The 16,220-nt window shown below is 57.6% G+C and carries 13 protein-coding genes; 11 read left to right on the forward strand and 2 right to left on the reverse strand.

The genetic code is table 11. The features are described from left to right. Nucleotides 1-72: 72 nt before the first annotated feature. The 7 genes from EAV92_RS06035 to rhaS all read left to right on the forward strand — a co-directional run bounded on the left by EAV92_RS06035 (nucleotide 73) and on the right by rhaS (nucleotide 9,420). On the forward strand, nucleotides 73-1,122 hold the full coding sequence (locus tag EAV92_RS06035) for an autoinducer 2 ABC transporter substrate-binding protein (RefSeq protein WP_241158454.1): 1,050 nt from the start codon (nucleotides 73-75) through the stop codon (nucleotides 1,120-1,122). Continuing rightward, a complete protein-coding gene (locus tag EAV92_RS06040; RefSeq protein WP_123040225.1) occupies nucleotides 1,112-2,986 on the forward strand; it encodes a sensor histidine kinase in 1,875 nt (624 codons plus the stop codon). The genes EAV92_RS06035 and EAV92_RS06040 overlap by 11 nt, the downstream gene beginning before the upstream one ends. After that, the gene (locus EAV92_RS06045) at nucleotides 2,955-4,565 is read left to right on the forward strand and encodes a response regulator transcription factor (protein WP_123040226.1); all 1,611 of its coding nucleotides are present in this window, start codon (nucleotides 2,955-2,957) and stop codon (nucleotides 4,563-4,565) included. Before EAV92_RS06040 ends, EAV92_RS06045 begins: the two co-directional genes overlap by 32 nt. 157 nt (nucleotides 4,566-4,722) lie before the next feature. Then, a complete protein-coding gene (locus EAV92_RS06050; protein WP_123040227.1) occupies nucleotides 4,723-6,255 on the forward strand; it encodes a sugar ABC transporter ATP-binding protein in 1,533 nt (510 codons plus the stop codon). Next, the gene (locus tag EAV92_RS06055) at nucleotides 6,252-7,229 is read left to right on the forward strand and encodes an ABC transporter permease (RefSeq protein ID WP_123040228.1); all 978 of its coding nucleotides are present in this window, start codon (nucleotides 6,252-6,254) and stop codon (nucleotides 7,227-7,229) included. Before EAV92_RS06050 ends, EAV92_RS06055 begins: the two co-directional genes overlap by 4 nt. A 2-nt stretch (nucleotides 7,230-7,231) precedes the next feature. Then, a complete protein-coding gene (locus tag EAV92_RS06060) occupies nucleotides 7,232-8,215 on the forward strand; it encodes an ABC transporter permease (RefSeq protein ID WP_123040229.1) in 984 nt (327 codons plus the stop codon). Nucleotides 8,216-8,316: 101 nt separating this feature from the next. Beyond that, nucleotides 8,317-9,420, forward strand: coding sequence for a rhamnose ABC transporter substrate-binding protein (rhaS, locus tag EAV92_RS06065; RefSeq protein ID WP_241158534.1), 1,104 nt, complete (start codon nucleotides 8,317-8,319; stop codon nucleotides 9,418-9,420). 372 nt (nucleotides 9,421-9,792) lie between these two features. On the opposite strand, the gene EAV92_RS06070 is transcribed toward rhaS, so the two are convergent. Then, on the reverse strand, nucleotides 9,793-11,049 hold the full coding sequence (locus tag EAV92_RS06070) for an RICIN domain-containing protein (protein WP_123040231.1): 1,257 nt from the start codon (nucleotides 11,047-11,049) through the stop codon (nucleotides 9,793-9,795). Between the two features lie 239 nt (nucleotides 11,050-11,288). On the opposite strand from EAV92_RS06070, the gene EAV92_RS24410 reads away from it, so the two are divergent. Continuing rightward, nucleotides 11,289-11,447 carry a hypothetical protein gene (locus tag EAV92_RS24410; RefSeq protein WP_164472638.1) on the forward strand — a complete coding sequence of 53 codons (159 nt, stop codon included), beginning with the start codon at nucleotides 11,289-11,291 and terminating at the stop codon, nucleotides 11,445-11,447. 81 nt (nucleotides 11,448-11,528) lie between these two features. On the opposite strand, the gene EAV92_RS06075 is transcribed toward EAV92_RS24410, so the two are convergent. Further along, a complete protein-coding gene (locus EAV92_RS06075) occupies nucleotides 11,529-12,164 on the reverse strand; it encodes an FMN-dependent NADH-azoreductase (protein ID WP_123040232.1) in 636 nt (211 codons plus the stop codon). Nucleotides 12,165-12,333: 169 nt separating this feature from the next. Between EAV92_RS06075 and EAV92_RS06080 the strand changes: the two genes are divergently transcribed. The 3 genes from EAV92_RS06080 (at nucleotide 12,334) to nirB (ending at nucleotide 16,209) form a co-directional block, all read left to right on the forward strand. Next, nucleotides 12,334-12,768, forward strand: a complete 435-nt coding sequence (locus EAV92_RS06080; RefSeq protein ID WP_123040233.1) for a PaaI family thioesterase — start codon at nucleotides 12,334-12,336, stop codon at nucleotides 12,766-12,768. A 111-nt stretch (nucleotides 12,769-12,879) separates the two neighbouring features. After that, nucleotides 12,880-13,617, forward strand: coding sequence for a YheC/YheD family protein (locus tag EAV92_RS06085; RefSeq protein WP_164472639.1), 738 nt, complete (start codon nucleotides 12,880-12,882; stop codon nucleotides 13,615-13,617). A gap of 198 nt (nucleotides 13,618-13,815) precedes the next feature. Next, nucleotides 13,816-16,209, forward strand: coding sequence for a nitrite reductase large subunit NirB (nirB, locus tag EAV92_RS06090; RefSeq protein ID WP_241158535.1), 2,394 nt, complete (start codon nucleotides 13,816-13,818; stop codon nucleotides 16,207-16,209). Nucleotides 16,210-16,220 lie beyond the last annotated feature (11 nt).

Raw genomic sequence — 16,220 nt, forward strand, 5'->3', positions numbered from 1 at the left:
TAACTTCCTCTTTACCGGCGCCTCTACCCGGGGTTATGTTTAAAGTTGCAAATGTCGCGAGGGGGAGTCCGCTTGTACCGCAGGTTATTCCTGCTATTCACCATGATGGCCGTTCTCGCCGCTTGCGGCAGAGGGCACAACGGAGCTTACGAAGTCGTGTTCTCGATGGATGGCGCGGCCAATCCTGAAAGCGCAAACACGAAAGATGAGGCGGATCACAAGCCGTACCGGATCGCACTCGTGCCGAAAGGCGTCGAAATTCCATATTTCAAATTCGCCGCCGAAGGTGCGCAGGAGGCCGCCGGCGACTACGGGGACGAGGTCATTTTCGCGGGACCGAAGACGGCCGGCGCGGAAGAACAGATTCGGGTCATCGAAGATCTGATCGAACAAGACGTCGATCTGATCGCGGTATCGGCGAACGATCCCGACAAACTCGTGCCCGTCCTGTTGAAAGCAAAGCGGCAGGGAATCAAAGTGATCACCTGGGATGCCGATACGCTGCCGGCGGCCAGGGAGTTTTTCGTGAACATGGTGGAACCCGAAACGCTCGGACGCCACTTGATGGACACGATGGCGCTGGCCATGGGGGAAAAAGGGGAATTCGCCGTCATGACCGGTTCCCTGTCCGCCGCGAACCTGAATGAGTGGCTTAAGTGGATCCGCATCCAGCAGGAGGAGTTCTACCCGAACATGAAGCTCGTCGAGGTCGTGCCGACGAACGACGACGTCGCGAAAGCCGAGGAGCTTGGCCGCCGATTATTGGCCGAATACCCGCACCTCGGAGGCGTGCTCGGCAATTCCTCCGTCGGACCGCCCGGCGCCGCCAAAGCGGTACGGGAAGCGGGGAAGGCCGGACAGGTCAAAGTGGTGGGGCTGTCCAACCCGAATTTGATGAAGGAGTACCTGAAGGACGATTCGGCGCAGATCGCGACGCTATGGAGCCCGAAAAAGCTGGGTTACCTGACGATCGCGCTCGCCCATCGGTATCTTTCCGGAGAGAAGCCGAGAGACGGGCAGCAGATCGACAAGGCGGGGAGCATCCGGGTGAACGGGGACATGGTGATTATGGGCGAACCGCTCGATTTTACGAAGGACAACGTGGACCAATATGATTTTTAAACGCAGCCTGCCCGTCCGATTCAGGGATTTCCGTCTCAGCTCGAAGCTGATCGTCACGTACCTGCTGCTTACCGTCATTCCGCTGTCCCTGCTCGGTTATATTTCCTATGCCCAATACGCCCGGTCCGTCGAGGAACAGATCGGCGAATACATGCCCAAGTTCCTCTATCAGGCGAACGCCGATATCGGCAAGCACATGAACGAGCTCGCGAGGCTCTCCGAGCTGCTGTTCAATTCGGACGGCAGCTTGGCGATCCTCCGGCGAGAGAAATACGCAAGCCGGTCTGACGTGAACCGGGACGAGTACAATTTCAACGGTTTCCTGACGCGTACGTACGTGAACGCCGGCAATCCTGACATCCTCGGCGTCTTCGTCTTCTCCAAAGGAAGGATGTACCGAAGCGTCAAAACGGATTTCCGGGAGCGGGATTGGGAAGATACGCTCCGGCGTTTTGGGGAGAAGGCGGAAGCGGCCGCCGAACCTCGCATCCTGCTTCCCAAAGACATGGACGTCCATTACGGGAACGGCATTCCGTACGTTTTCCTGCTGGAGCCCCTGTTCGACGTGGACAACCGGAAAGTGCTGGGCAGCATGCTCATCGCCGTCAACCTGTCGTTCATCGACGAAATTTTGCACAATTTCGAAACGGACGAACGCGCCGACCTGTGGGTGACCGACCGGGACGGGTATATCGTCTACCACACCGACCGCAGCCGGATCGGGCAGCCGGACCTGCGCAAGCCGGATTACCCGGTGCATAACGGGAGCTTCCGGAGCATGGAGGACGGCGTCTCCCGGCTCGTCAGCGTGAACGAATCGGGAGAGCTCGGATGGACGCTGGCGCACAGCATTCCCGCCAAGGCGCTGACGGAGCGGACGGACCTCGTCCGGAACGTGACCGTGCTCGTTTTCATCGTCATCGTCCTGATCACGTCGATCATCGCCATCTATTTCTCCTGGAGCGTTACCCGCCCGCTGAAGAAACTGAGCAGCCTGATGAAAACGGTGGAAAGAGGCAATTTCGAGGTCGACTTGAAGGTAGGCAGCGGAGACGAGGTCGGCACGCTCGGCCGCAGCTTCAACTCGATGATCGGCACGATCCGCGAGCTCATCCGTAAAAACTACCAGATTGAAATCCGCCAGAAGGAAGCCGAGTTGTACGCCTTGCAATCGCAAATCAACCCTCACTTCATGTACAACACGCTCGAAACGATCGGCATGGCGGTCGAGGAAGGCGAACGGGAGTCTGTCGTCGAGATGGTCACGCTGCTGGGGCGGATGCTCAGGTTCTCCGTCTCCAACCAGAGCCCGTCGGTGACGATCGGGGAAGAGGTCCAGCACGTACGCGACTACCTGACGATCCAGAAGTTCCGCTTCGAGGATCGGCTGACGTTCGAGGTGGTGCAGGAGCTGGACGCGAGGGAGTACCATGCCTTGTACACGCCGAAGTTCATTTTGCAGCCGGTCGTCGAAAACGCGATCAAACACGGGCTGGAAAGACGCAAAACGCTGGAGATCCATATTTCGGTCGGCCGGGAATTCGGGGCGCGTTCCGGCAAAACCGATCTCGTGCTTCGGGTGCGGGATAACGGCCCCGGGATACCGGAAGAGAAGCTCGCGCAGATGGAGACGATGCTCCGGGGCGCGGGGTTCGAAGGACGCAGCTCGCAATTCGGCCTCAGCAACGTCAATGCCCGCATCGTCATGATGCACGGGCCGGAATACGGCATGCAAATCCACAGCATCGAAGACATCGGCACGGAAGTGACGATCCGCATCCCGGTCATGCATACGCCGGAGGAAACGGAGCAAGGGGAAAGGGGGAGCCGGCATGGAGACGATCCGGACGCTGATCGTGGATGATGAAGCCCGCATCCGCCGGGGCATCGAGAGGCTGGTGCAATCGTGCGGCGAGGGGTGGGAGGTCGTGGCGGCGGTCGGGGACGGCCTTCAGGCGCTCGAATACTTGAAGGAGTCGGACGGAAGAGTCGATCTGCTCATCACCGACGTGAAGATGCCCGAAATGGACGGCTTGACGCTGATCCGCGAAGCACGCAAAACGTACTCCTTCTATCCGCTCGTCATCAGCGGCTACGACGACTTTACCTACGTTCGGGACGCGCTTCGGGAAGGGGCGCTCGATTACCTGCTCAAGCCCGTGGATAGAACCCAGTTCCGCGAACGGATGGCCGACATCGGATCGAAGATCTCCGGCGGCCGGTACAAGCTGTTGAAGTGGGGCGAGATGGAGAGAGAGGCCGAAAGGCTGAAGGAAAGCCGGCAAATCGGAACGCTGGGCGCCATTACCTCCACCGACATCGATCTGGCCAGCTTGGGGTATTGGGTGGACGATTTTCCAGCGGGCCGGTATCTTCTGTCCAACGTACGGCTCGACACGCCGCCGGTGAAAGCGAGAACCTTCACGGCCAAGGATTGGAAGGCTTACTATTACGCGCTTGAAAATATCATTCGGGAAGTCGTTTCCTCCGGTGCGGGAGAGGGACGGAAAGCCTGGTGCTGGCGGGGCTCGGATTCGGATTTCTGGACGCTGCTGCACACTTCGGACACCGACGACAATCTGGAAGAAGCGATGAGCGGACTGGCCGAAGAGATCCGTTCCGCCGTCCGAACGTATACGCCGTTCTCGGTGTCGGCGGCGTTCGGGGAACCGATCGAGGATCTCTATATGCTTCCGGAAGCCAAACGCCGAACGCTGCACTTGATGGATTACCGCTTGGTGTACGGCGAGAACCGCGTGTTCCGGAGCGCCGCCATCCATCCGGACGGCCGCGGATTGGAGTCGGAGTGGCTGCCGCTCGCGCTGCAGCTGAAGCGAAGCGTGGAACAGGCGAATGCGGAAGCTGCCGCCGAATGGGCGGACCGCCTGTTCGTCCGTCTGGAGCGGCTGGAGTCTCCCGACTGGGTGCAGGCGGCCGTGCAGAACGCCGCAATCCTCATCCACTCCGTTCGGTTGGAGAGCCATAAGAGCTTGCCTCAAGCGATGTCGCTTTCGCAGGATTTGGCGCAGCTCAGGAAAGCGCCGAGCCTGCAGGAACTGAAACGCCGCCTGAACCGGATGATCGGGCAGGTCATCCGGGAAATCGCCCAATCCCGCGAAGCGGGCGGAGCCAAACCGGTGGAGAAGGCGGCCGAATGGATCTTGGAGCATCTGGGCGAGGATCTGACCGTCAAGAAAATCGCCGACCGGGTGCATATGAACCCGACTTATTTCTGCGAATGCTTCAAGCTTCAGACAGGCGAAACGGTGCTGGATTTCTTGACTCGGCACCGGATGTCCAAAGCCAAGGAACTGCTCGCAGGCTCTCCTCTGAAGCTGCAGGACGTCAGCCGGTCCGTCGGTTACCAGGACGTCAAGTATTTCAGCCGCCTGTTCAAGCAATGGACGGGGCAGACCCCGACCCAATACCGCGAATCGATCTAGACCCGGCGCCCGCCGGGTCTTTTATTTGTTTTGCCGGTATCCTCGCGAATCCCCGGCCATTCTCCGAAAGCCATCCCCCCAAGCCGAAAGCTGTCTCCTTATAGGCTGCCTCTTTTTCCGGTAGTTTGGAATCAGGTAGCAAGGGGGGACAACAGCGGTGGCGGAAACCGAATACGTACTGGAACTGAAAGGCATCACCAAAATTTTTCCCGGCGTCAAGGCACTGGATGATGTTTACTTCAAGCTTCGCCCCGGCGAAATCCATGCCTTGATGGGCGAGAACGGCGCGGGCAAATCGACGTTCATCAAAGTCATCACGGGCGTTCACCGTCCCGATGAAGGCGAGATGTTTCTAAACGGCCGCAAGGTCGACTTCCGGCATCCGACCGATGCGCAGAAAGCCGGCATCGCGGCGATCTATCAGCACGTCACGTGTTATCCGGACTTGAGCGTGACGGAGAACATCTATATGGGGCACGAGAAAATCGCGTCCGGCACGAAACGCGTGCTCTGGAAAGAGATGCACGAGGAAGCGGGACGCCTGCTCCGGGAGCTGGGAGCGTCGTTCAGCCCCAAGACGCAAATGGGGGCGCTCAGCGTCGCCGAGCAGCAGATCGTCGAAATCGCCAAGGCGCTTTCCGTCGACGCCAAAATCATCATCATGGACGAACCGACGGCCGCCTTGACGCGCAGCGAGAGCGAAGAGCTGTACCGGATCGCCGAACGGCTTCGCGACCAAGGCAAGTCGATCATTTTCATCTCCCACCGTTTCGAAGATATGTACCGGCTGGCCGGCGTGGTCACCGTTTTCCGTGATTCGCGTTACATCGGCACCTGGAACGTGGATGAAATCTCGAACCACGACCTGATCATCGCGATGGTCGGGCGTGAAATATCGCAGCTGTTCCCGAAGAAGGAAGCGCAAATCGGCGAAGAGGTATTGCGAACGGAGGGACTGGGCCGCACCGGTTATTTCGCGGACGTCGCCTTCTCGCTAAGGCGGGGCGAAATCCTCGGCCTCACCGGTCTCGTCGGCGCGGGCCGTACGGAAGTGTGCCAAGCGATCTTCGGCATCGATCGGCCGGATAAAGGGAAGATCTTCGTGAAAGGCCGGGAGGTCCGCATCCGCAGTCCGCGGGAAGCGATGGGGCTGGGCATCGGATACTTGCCGGAAGATCGGCAAAAGCAGGGTCTCGTCCTGCAATGGGCGATCGGCCGTAACATTACGCTGTCGACGCTCGAGAAAATCACGGCGAAGGGAGCCTTGCAGCCGCGCAAAGAGCTGGACATCGCCAAACGGTTGGCGGAGAAGGTCGGCGTCAAGGCGAAAAGCGTATTCGACCTCGTCAGCTCCCTGTCGGGCGGCAACCAGCAGAAGGTCGTATTCGCGAAGCTGCTCACGGCGGACCTCGACGTGCTGATCCTGGACGAACCGACCAAAGGCGTCGACGTCGGCGCGAAGTCCGCGATTTACGACATCATCGGTGATCTGGCCTGCGCCGGATACGGGGTCATCCTCGTGTCCTCCGAAATGCCGGAGATCATCGGTTTGTGCGACCGCGTAGCGGTCATGCGGGAAGGACGGATCACCGCGATGCTGAACCGGGACGAACTGACGCAGGAAGCGATCCTCGCGGCGTCGATGGACGATGCGGAGCAATCGAGAGACCAAAGGCGGGTAAGAGCATGAGCGCGAAAATCGCGAAATTCCGGGAGCTGGGGCTGCTCGCATTTATCCTGCTGCTGTCGGCGGGGGTTCAACTGCGCAATCCGAGTTTCCTGACCTGGGAAAACATCAACGACATGATTACGAATACGGCGATTTTGAGCATTTTGGCGGTCGGCATGATGCTGGTCATCATCACCCGAGGCATCGATTTGTCCATCGGCGCGACGCTCGCATTGTCCGGGATGATGGCGGCGCTGACGGTCAGCCGATATCCGGGGCTGCATCCGCTTGCCGCCATCGGGATCGGAATCGGCATCGGTCTCGTTTGCGGCATGATTCTGGGCTTCCTGGTGGCGAGGGTGAACATCTTGCCCATCATCGCCACGCTCGGGATGATGAACGTGTTCCGGGGGCTGACCTACGAAACGAGCGGTGGCAAGTGGGTCAGCGCCCATCAGATGCCGACGGGCTTCAAAGACATCGCAACGGGATCGCTTCTCGGCATTAACAATCTGATCGCGATCGCCATCGTGACCTATGCGGCCGCTTATTATTTCGTCGGCCATACGCGGACCGGCCGGAGAATTTACGCGATCGGCAGCAACCCGGATTCGGCGGCCATCAGCGGCATCCGGACCGGCAAAATCCTGTGGCTCGTCTACACGATCATGGGGGGGCTGTCCGGACTGGCGGGGGTCCTGTGGGTGTCGAAGTTCGCTTCCGCGCAAGGGGATACGGCTTCCGGATATGAGCTCAGCGTCATCGCGGCCTGCGTGCTGGGCGGCGTGAGCATCGCGGGCGGCGTCGGGAAAATTTCCGGCATCGTGCTCGGCTCCATCCTGCTCGGCATTCTGAATAACGCCTTGCCGATGATCAACGTCTCCGCGTTCTGGCAAATGTTCATCCAAGGCGGCATCATCCTGATCGCCGTGCTCGTGAACGCGCTGGTCAAGCGGGGAATCGACCGCAACAACCTGATGAGGAGGTCCATCTAGCCATGGAACCGCGCTTGATAGCGAACCGACAAGAGTTTTCGTGGAAGGGATTCGTCCTCCAATGGGAGTGGCTGCTGGTCGTCCTGATCTTGGCCGTATTCGTCATGAACGCTTCTCTCTCGGAGTTTTTCCTGGATTATGACAATCTGCGGGACGCCACGATGGGCTTCCTGGACAAAGCGTTCATCGTGCTGCCGATGGTGTTCATTATCCTGATGGGCGATATCGACATCTCGGTCGCCTCCATCGTCGCTTTATCTTCGGTGGTCATGGCGGATCTGTACAGCAAAGGACTGCCGATGGCATGGGCGATGGTCGTCTGCCTGGCGGTCGGAACCGTCTGCGGATGGATCAATGGCATGCTGATCGTGAGGTTCAAGGAACTGTCTTCCGTGATCGTCACGCTCGCCACCATGATCATTTACCGCGGCATCGCCTACATCATCCTGGAGGACCAGGCGGCGGGCAAATTCCCCAAATGGTTCAAGTTTCTCGGCTGGGAGTACGTCGGCAGCATCCCGTTTATTCTGATCGCGTTCGCCGTATTCGCCCTCGGCTTCGGTTTGCTCCTTCACAAGACGGGCTTCGGCAGAAAGCTGTACGCTATCGGCAACAATGCGACGGCGAGCCGGTTCTCCGGCGTGGAAGTGGACCGGATCAAGGTCATCGCCTTCACGCTCGCCGGACTCATGTCCGCCGTAACGGCCTTGTTTTTAACCTCGCGCATGGGCAGCAGCCGGCCGAACATCGCCACCGGCTACGAGCTGGAAGTGATCGCGATGGTCGTTCTTGGGGGCGTCAGCACCGCGGGCGGCAAGGGGAGGATGATCGGGGCCATTTTGGCGGTATTCCTGATCGGCTACCTACGCTACGGGCTCGGACTCGTGAACATCTCGGCGCAGTCGCTTCTGATCGTGCTTGGCTTGCTGCTCATTTTCGCCGTTGCCGTGCCGCAGTTGAAGTGGAAACGCCGCCGCACCGGCTAAGAGACAAGAGGTTATGCGACCCCCGTTACATTCCGGTTCACGGACCGTGATGTATATAGCAATGCCATAGATGACAAGGGAGGAAACAGAAAGTGAAAAAGATGGGGCTTTACGGTTTGATCGCGGTATTGATGCTCACGCTGCTCGCCGCTTGCGGCAAGAGCAACTCCGACAGCAGCCCGAGCGCCAGCCAAGGGGCTTCGGCCAGCGTTTCGCCAAGCGCTTCTTCCGGCGGAGACGAGAGCGCGTCCCCGTCCGCCGACGCGGGCGGCGCCAAGAAGAAATTCGCCATCATTTTCAAAAACACGGGTAACCCGTACGGCGAGAAAATGATGGACGGCTACAAGAAAGCGATCGAAGAACTGGGCGGCGAAGCCATTCTGAAAGCGCCAGACCAGCCGACCGCGGAAGCGCAAATCCAGATGATCGAAGAACTCATCTCCCAGAAAGTCGATTCCATCGCGATCGCCGCGAACGATCCGGACGCTCTGCAGCCGGCATTGGAGAAAGCGATGAACGCCGGCATCAAGGTGCTGTCGCTGGACTCCGCCGTGAACGCGGCCAGCCGTTTGGTGCACGTGAATCAAGCGGATCCGGAGCGCATCGGACGCACGCTGATCCAAGGGGTATCCGAAATGATCGGCGGAGAGGGCGAAATCGCGATCCTCAGCGCCACGTCCCAAGCCACGAACCAGAACACATGGATCGAATGGATGAAGAAAGAGCTGGAAGATCCGAAGTACGCGAAAATCAAGCTGGTCAAAGTCGCTTACGGCGACGACCTCCGCGACAAGAGCGTGTCGGAGACCGAAGCGCTGCTGAAATCGTATCCGAACCTGAAGGGCATCATCGCGCCGACGACCGTCGGTATCGCTGCCGCCGGCAAAGTGCTGACCGACAAAGGCCTCAAGGGTAAAGTCCAACTGACCGGTCTGGGCCTGCCGAGCGAGATGGCGGAATACATCGAAAGCGGCGTTTGCCAATGGATGTATCTGTGGAACCCGATCGACGTCGGTTATCTCGCGGGTCAAACGGCGGATTCCCTGGTGAAGGGCACCATTACCGGCAAAGTCGGCGACAAGTTCACGGCCGGCACGCTGGGCGAGAAAGAAGTCGTGCAGGATGGCGACGGCACGCAAATCATGCTGGGCGATCCGTTCAAATTCGACGCCTCCAACATCGGAGAGTGGAAGTCCGTTTATTAAGCGAGCAAAGTTCACAAAGATCGCCGCTTCGGCAAAATCGAATAGGATATGAAGCGCCCAACAACAATGGGATGCTAACGGAACGTACAACCGTTATCCTGCTTATTTGGCTTCTATTTTGAATCTAACGGAACCAGATGATCTTATTGGGCAGATTTCAAGTGAAATCCTCGCGTTTGAAGGGATATAGCGGCTGTCAGTTCCGTTAGATTTTAGGATCAGTCGTTTTCGTCGAAATAGCGGCGGTGGGTTCCGTTACTGGATCAAACGGCAGCCCTAGAGCTTAGAGTGTTGGGATATACTTTCTGAAACACCAAGTAAAGGCCGGCTCCCGGGATGGGAGTCGGCCTTTGTCACCTTACACACATTCGATTATTGCAGCCTGACCAAGTTCCACTTCTGCGCGCCGGTGCCGTTGTCCGTCCAGATTTGCACGTTCGTTCCGTCGGCCGTGCCTGAAGAGGAGACGTCCAGCGCTTTCCTGCTGTTCGTGTTGATGAGTTTGTAAGATCCGTCGGCGTTCTGGGTGATGTTCCACGTCTGCGCGCCGTTCCCCAAGTCGGTCCAGACCTGCACGTTCGTTCCGTCCGACGTTCCGGCTCCCGACACGTCGAGCGCCAGGGCGCTGTTCGTATTGATCAATTTATAAGAGCCGTCCGCATTCCGGTAAATCGTCCACTTCTGGGCGCCGGAACCGTTGTCCGTCCAGATCTGCACGTTCGTGCCGGGGGACGTACCGGCTCCCGAGACGTCCAGCGCTTTGCCGCTGTTCGTGTTGATCAGCTTGTAAGTGCCGCCGGAGACGATGCTGCCGGAGGGAGGAGGCGTCGTGCCTCCGTCTTGGTAGACCCGGACGTAATCGACGTACATTTTTCCCGGGAACACGGTGGAACCGTCGGGTGAACCCGGCCAGTTGCCTCCCACGGCCAAGTTCAGAAGCAGGAAGTGATCCTTATGGAACTCTTCCGTGGAGTTGATGCTGTTCAGGATGTTGGCTTCCCGGAATTGGACCCCGTCGACGAACCACTTGATCGCGCTGGACGTCCATTCGATCGAATAGACGTGGTATTGCGTCGGGTCGAACGACTGGCTGGCACCGCCGTAGTCCGCGTTGCCGCCTGCGTCCCAATGGATGTAACCGTAAGTATTGTTTTCGTTGTTGATGTGCTCCATGATGTCGATCTCGCCGCTTTTCGGCCAGCCGACCGTTCCGATGTCCGCGCCGAGCGTCCAGAAGGCGGGCCACAGGCCTTGACCCTTCGGCAGCTTCATTCGGGCTTCGATCCGGCCGTATTTGAAGCTTTTCTTGCCTTGGGTTTTCAGGCGGGCGGACGTATAGTTCATGCCGCCGAAGGACTCCTTGCGTGCTTCGATGACGAGGTTGCCGTTCTCGATGCGTGCGTTCTCGGGTCGGCTGGTGTAATACTCCAACTCGTTGTTGCCCCAGCCGCCGCTGCCGGTTCCGGTTTCGAACACCCAATTGTTCCCGTTGATGGACGTTCCGTCAAACTCGTCGCTCCAGACCAGGTTGTAAGCCGCGTTCGCCTTGCCGACGGGAAACAGGGTGGCCACGAGAGCCAAAACCAGGAGAAACAGATACGCCTTCGAGCTTGTGAATAAACGTTTCATCATTTCCCTCCTCAACAAAATGGGTTGGTGAAATCGCTTTCACCACGCATATTGTACCACGTGGGACATTCTGTAAAACATAGTCAGGGTGCCCTAAATTTTGCTGGGCTTGTACGGAAAAAGTTTGGCGAAAAAAGGAAACCCGGTACAGAATGATTGGAGATTGATTAAATCGCGATTTTTGATATATCCTAAGGAAGAAGGCATACGAATACGTTTACAACTTGGAGGCATAACACATGAATCAAGCTGACGATGTTCCGGTTTACTACGACGGTTCGATGCATCCGGAAGCAATGACGTCTCAAGCGCCGGGCGCTCAGGACGAAACCTCCGAGAAAGCCGATGGCTGGGCAGGATTCATCGGCGCCAATCCTTACGAGTTCGAAATGAAGTAATGGCAGTTGCCGTATTCCTTCCGCACATGAAGAAAGCCATTCCGGATCATCCGGAATGGCTTCGTTTTTTGATTAGAGGGATTAGAAGTTAGCGGCTGCCTCGCGCGCTTTCGCGATCGCTTTCTCTTTGATGGTGTCCGCTTGGTCCGGCATGGCGGCCATTCCTTCGACGAAGATGCCTTCGAACGAGGGGACGCCGTGGAATTGCATGATTTTCGCCAAGTAGCTGTGACCGCTCTCGAAACCGGCAGCCGGTCCCTCGGAATAAACGCCGCCCCTGGCTTGGATATGGATAGCTTTCTTGTCCGCCAGAAGGCCGACGGGGCCGTTGGCCGTGTATTTGAACGTTTTGCCGGCGACGCAGATCGCGTCGATATAGGCTTTCAGCACGGGAGGGAATGAGAAGTTCCACATCGGGGACACGTAGACGTATTTGTCGGCCTTGACGTATTGCTCGACGATTTCGTTCAGACGGCTTACTTTCGCTTTCTCCGATTCGGATAGTTGATCGAAGCCCGAGCCGGATCTGAGTTTGCCCCAGCCGCTGAAAACGTCGGCGTCGATATGGGGGACGTCCATGTTATAGAGATCCAAAACGACGACTTCGTCTTGCGGATGGGATTCCCTGTAGGCGTCGATGAATGCCTTGCCGACGGCCATGCTGTAGGATGTTTGGTGATCGTGAGGATGCGCGGTAATGTACAAAACGGTTGCCATAGTGAGTTTCGCTCCTTCTGTGTATGTTCTAGGCACAGTTCACATAATAACTTTTTGTAAGTAAATAAACAATGGTAATTAAATGGTATGCCCACGAGTCTTAATGTTGCCGGAAGCCCTTGGTTTCATTACAATAAATCCGAATCTTTGAAACGAGGAGTTTGCAGCCATGGAGCCACTTTACGAACATTTCTTGTTGGAAGACCACGAACACTATCAAAATACGATGTTCGGCGTGCTGGGCATGCGGATCACCGAGATTTCGCCGAACCGCGTGGTTGCGACGATGCCCGTGAGCGACGCCACCCGGCAATATTTCGGGGTTTTGCACGGAGGCGCATCCGCAGCGCTCGCCGAAACGGTCGCCAGCGTAGGCACGTACCATTTGATCGATAAAGAAACGTTTGTCGCGGTCGGGATGGAAATCAACGCGAACCACCTTCGCAGCAAGAAGGACGGAATCGTAACCGCCACTGCAACGCCGCTCCATAAAGGGCGGACGACCATGGTTTGGGATATCCGGATCACCGATGAAGAAGGCCGTCTCATCTGCGTTTCCCGTTGTACCGTCGCCATCGTTCCGAAAGACCGGCAGCGCGGGTAAGATATCGCCTAAAATCACCGTTTTAAGGCCGGGTAGTCGTTTTGTCCATACGCCTGAACCAATCCTGCATATGATTATCGTGCTGAGATTTCTGGCGATGGAGTGATGAAGTTGCGCTACGGTAATAATAAGTTGGGCAAATACCGGTTAATGCTGACCAACCCGGCGTTATCCGGCAGCTTGCCGCCGACCGCGCTTGCGACGAAGGCGAATATAGGCGCGATGCTGGCCCAAAACCGGGACGTATACTTGAAACCGAATACCGGAACCGGGGGGTTCGGCATTTTCAAACTGTCTCGCCATCGTAACGGATATCGTTTGAGGAACGGCACTCAAAGCCGATACTTCGCGTCCTTCGACGGAGCTTATGCGGCGTTCGAGAAAACCAAAGGCAGAAGAGCGTACCTCGTCCAACAAGGCATTCCCTTGCTTCATTATGAGGGCCGGCCTTTCGATTTGCGGATTATGATACAGCTAAACCCTGGGCGCAAATGGGAAGTCACCGGGATCGTGGGCCGGTTGGGACAACGCCATAAAGTGGTGACGAACTACCACAACGGCGGCAAACCGATGCCGATTCAACAGCTGCTAACCCCGTATCTCCGCGAGCGAGAAAGGACCCTATACGTGGAGAAGCTGAAAGAGCTGGGCATTCGGATCAGCAGCCATATGAGCCGCGTATTTCCCCGTTTTCCGGCTTTCGGGGTAGACATCGGCATCGACAAACAGCTGAAACCGTGGATCATCGAAGTCAATTCGAGGCCGGACAAATACATCTTCAACGCTCTCGCAGACAAGTCCATGTTTCGCCGAATCATTCAGTATGCAAGACTTCAACGAAAACGTTAGGCTCTTCGCCGAACGAAACCTCCGAATCTTCCGCTTTGCGGGGATCGGGGGTTTTTGTCGTTTTCGTTTCCCAAAGTGATATGCATCACATTCAACTCCCAGGCCTTACGTTAAGATAACTCCAGAGTCATTGGATGGAGGCGAAAAACCGTGGCGAATCCCGCGCGAAAGAGAAAGCTGGTCCTGATCGGAAACGGAATGGCCGGCATCGGTACGTTGGAGCAGATCCTCAAGCTCACGAGAGCTTTCGATATTACGGTTTACGGCGCCGAGCCGTATCCCAACTATAACCGGATTCAATTGTCCTACGTGCTGGAAGGCAGCAAAACCGTACAGGACATCATCATGAACGACCGCAGCTGGTATGAAGAAAACGGCATTTCTTTGCACACCGGCGCGTCCATTACGCGAATCGATACGTCAGACAAACGGGTTTATACCGCGGAAGGAGAATCCGCGGACTACGACGTGCTGATTCTCGCGACTGGTTCCAAACCGTTCGTTCTGCCCGTACCGGGCGCGGATAAGGAAGGGGTCATCGGCTTCCGGGACATCGCGGATTGCAACACGATGATCGAGGCTTCCAAGTCGTTCAAAAAAGCCGCGGTCATCGGCGGAGGCCTCCTCGGTCTGGAAGCGGCGAAAGGCCTGGTTCAGCTGGGCATGGATACGACGGTCGTCCACTTGTTCGATACGCTCATGGAGCGCCAATTGGACGCCGTGTCGGCCGGAATGCTCAAGGCGGAACTGGAACGGCAGGGCATCAAGTTCGCCATGGGCAAGAAAACCGTCGCGCTGACCGGAGAAGATCGGGTTACCGGTCTCCGGTTCCAAGACGGCAGTGAGCTGGAAGCCGATCTTGTCGTCATGGCGGCCGGCATCGTGCCGAACGCGGAACTGGCGAAGGCGAGCGGCATCGAAACGAAGCGCGGCATCCTGGTGGACGACTTTCTGCAAACCAGCGTCCCTGACGTCTACGCAGTCGGAGAATGCTGCGAGCACAGAGGCGTTTGTTACGGCCTCGTGGCTCCGCTGTACGAGCAAGGAACCGTCCTTGCCAAAAAGATCGCGGCTGTTGAAACCGCACCTTATACGGGATCCTCTGTTTCCACGAAGCTGAAAATCTCCGGCGTGGACGTCTTTTCGGCCGGCGAGTTCGCGGAGACGGAAAAGCACCGGGTTTTGCGCAACCACGACGACTGGAAAGGGACCTACAAGAAAGTGCTGTTGGAAGGCAACCGAATCGTCGGCGCCGTGCTGTACGGCGACGTCACGGACTCCGCCTTGCTCGCCCGCTCCATCCGGGAAGGCAAGAACATGACGGATGACCTTTACAGTGAATTGTTCGGCGGCGGCGGGTGTTGCGAAGGAAAAGCGAAATCGACGGGAGTCGAAGCGATGGCGGACGAGGAAATCGTCTGCGGATGCAACGGCGTCACGAAGGGAGCCATCGTCAAGGGAATTCGGGAAGAGGGCTGGGATTCGGTGGAACGGATCAAAGCCTGCACCGGAGCGACCCGCTCCTGCGGCGGCTGCAAGCCGCTCGTGGAACAACTGCTCCAATACACGCTTGGAGAGAAATTCGACGGTGCGGCCGCGAAGAAAACCGGCATCTGCGGATGCACGACGCTCGGACGCGACGAGATCGTAGCCACAATCCGCGAGAAGCGCTTGACTCACGTGAGGGAAGTCATGCACGTGCTCGGCTGGAACGAGCCGGAAGGCTGCTCCAAATGCCGGCCCGCCATCAACTATTATCTGGGCATGATTTGGCCCAAGGAGCATGAGGACGAGAAGGATTCCCGTTTCGTCAACGAACGGCTTCACGGCAACATCCAGAAGGACAGTACGTTCAGCGTCATCCCGCGGATGTACGGCGGCGTGACTTCTCCGGACGAGCTGCGAAAGATCGCGGACGTAGCGGACAAATACGATGTGAAAATGGTGAAGGTGACGGGCGGACAGCGCCTGGACCTGCTCGGCGTCAAGAAGGAAGACTTGCCGGCTATTTGGGCCGACCTCGGCATGCCGTCCGGATACGGCTACGCCAAATCGCTTCGCACGGTGAAAACGTGCGTCGGTTCCCAATTTTGCCGCTTCGGCACACAGGATTCGATCAGCATGGGCATGGAGCTCGAACATCGGTACGAGCGCCTGTGGATGCCGGCCAAGTTCAAGATGGCCGTCAACGGATGCCCTCGCAATTGCGCCGAATCGGGCACGAAGGACATTGGCATCGTAGGGAACGACGGAGGCTGGGAGATTTTCGTCGGCGGCAACGGGGGCATCAAGCTTCGGGGCGCGGATTCGCTGTGCAAGGTGAAAACCGACGAGGACCTGATCGACATCTGCGACGCGTTCATTCAGTACTATCGGGAAAACGCCAACTATGCGGAGCGCACCTCGGATTTCGTGGAACGGGTAGGGTTGGAAAGCGTAAGGCAGGCGGTGGTGGAAGACAAGATTGGCCGCGTGAAACTCATCGGCAAGCTGGATGAGGCGCTGGACGGGCTGAGGGATCCTTGGCAGGAAGTCGTTCAGGACGAAGAAGTCCGCCTCAAGCTGTATCGGCCCGTAACCGCAGGAAAATAAAGCAGGCGACA

The sequence above is a fragment of the Cohnella candidum genome (assembly GCF_003713065.1).
Lineage (GTDB): Bacteria > Bacillota > Bacilli > Paenibacillales > Paenibacillaceae > Cohnella > Cohnella candidum.

Bases quoted from the DNA above. Each gene is read 5' to 3' on its own strand.
- EAV92_RS06040 (WP_123040225.1), top strand. From the start codon at position 1,112: ATGATTTTTAAACGCAGCCTGCCCGTCCGATTCAGGGATTTCCGTCTC.
- EAV92_RS06045 (WP_123040226.1), top strand. From the start codon at position 2,955: ATGGAGACGATCCGGACGCTGATCGTGGATGATGAAGCCCGCATCCGC.
- EAV92_RS06055 (WP_123040228.1), top strand. From the start codon at position 6,252: ATGAGCGCGAAAATCGCGAAATTCCGGGAGCTGGGGCTGCTCGCATTT.
- EAV92_RS06060 (WP_123040229.1), top strand. From the start codon at position 7,232: ATGGAACCGCGCTTGATAGCGAACCGACAAGAGTTTTCGTGGAAGGGA.
- rhaS (WP_241158534.1), top strand. From the start codon at position 8,317: ATGGGGCTTTACGGTTTGATCGCGGTATTGATGCTCACGCTGCTCGCC.
- EAV92_RS06070 (WP_123040231.1), bottom strand. From the start codon at position 11,049: ATGAAACGTTTATTCACAAGCTCGAAGGCGTATCTGTTTCTCCTGGTT.
- EAV92_RS24410 (WP_164472638.1), top strand. From the start codon at position 11,289: ATGAATCAAGCTGACGATGTTCCGGTTTACTACGACGGTTCGATGCAT.
- EAV92_RS06075 (WP_123040232.1), bottom strand. From the start codon at position 12,164: ATGGCAACCGTTTTGTACATTACCGCGCATCCTCACGATCACCAAACA.
- EAV92_RS06080 (WP_123040233.1), top strand. From the start codon at position 12,334: ATGGAGCCACTTTACGAACATTTCTTGTTGGAAGACCACGAACACTAT.
- nirB (WP_241158535.1), top strand. From the start codon at position 13,816: ATGGCCGGCATCGGTACGTTGGAGCAGATCCTCAAGCTCACGAGAGCT.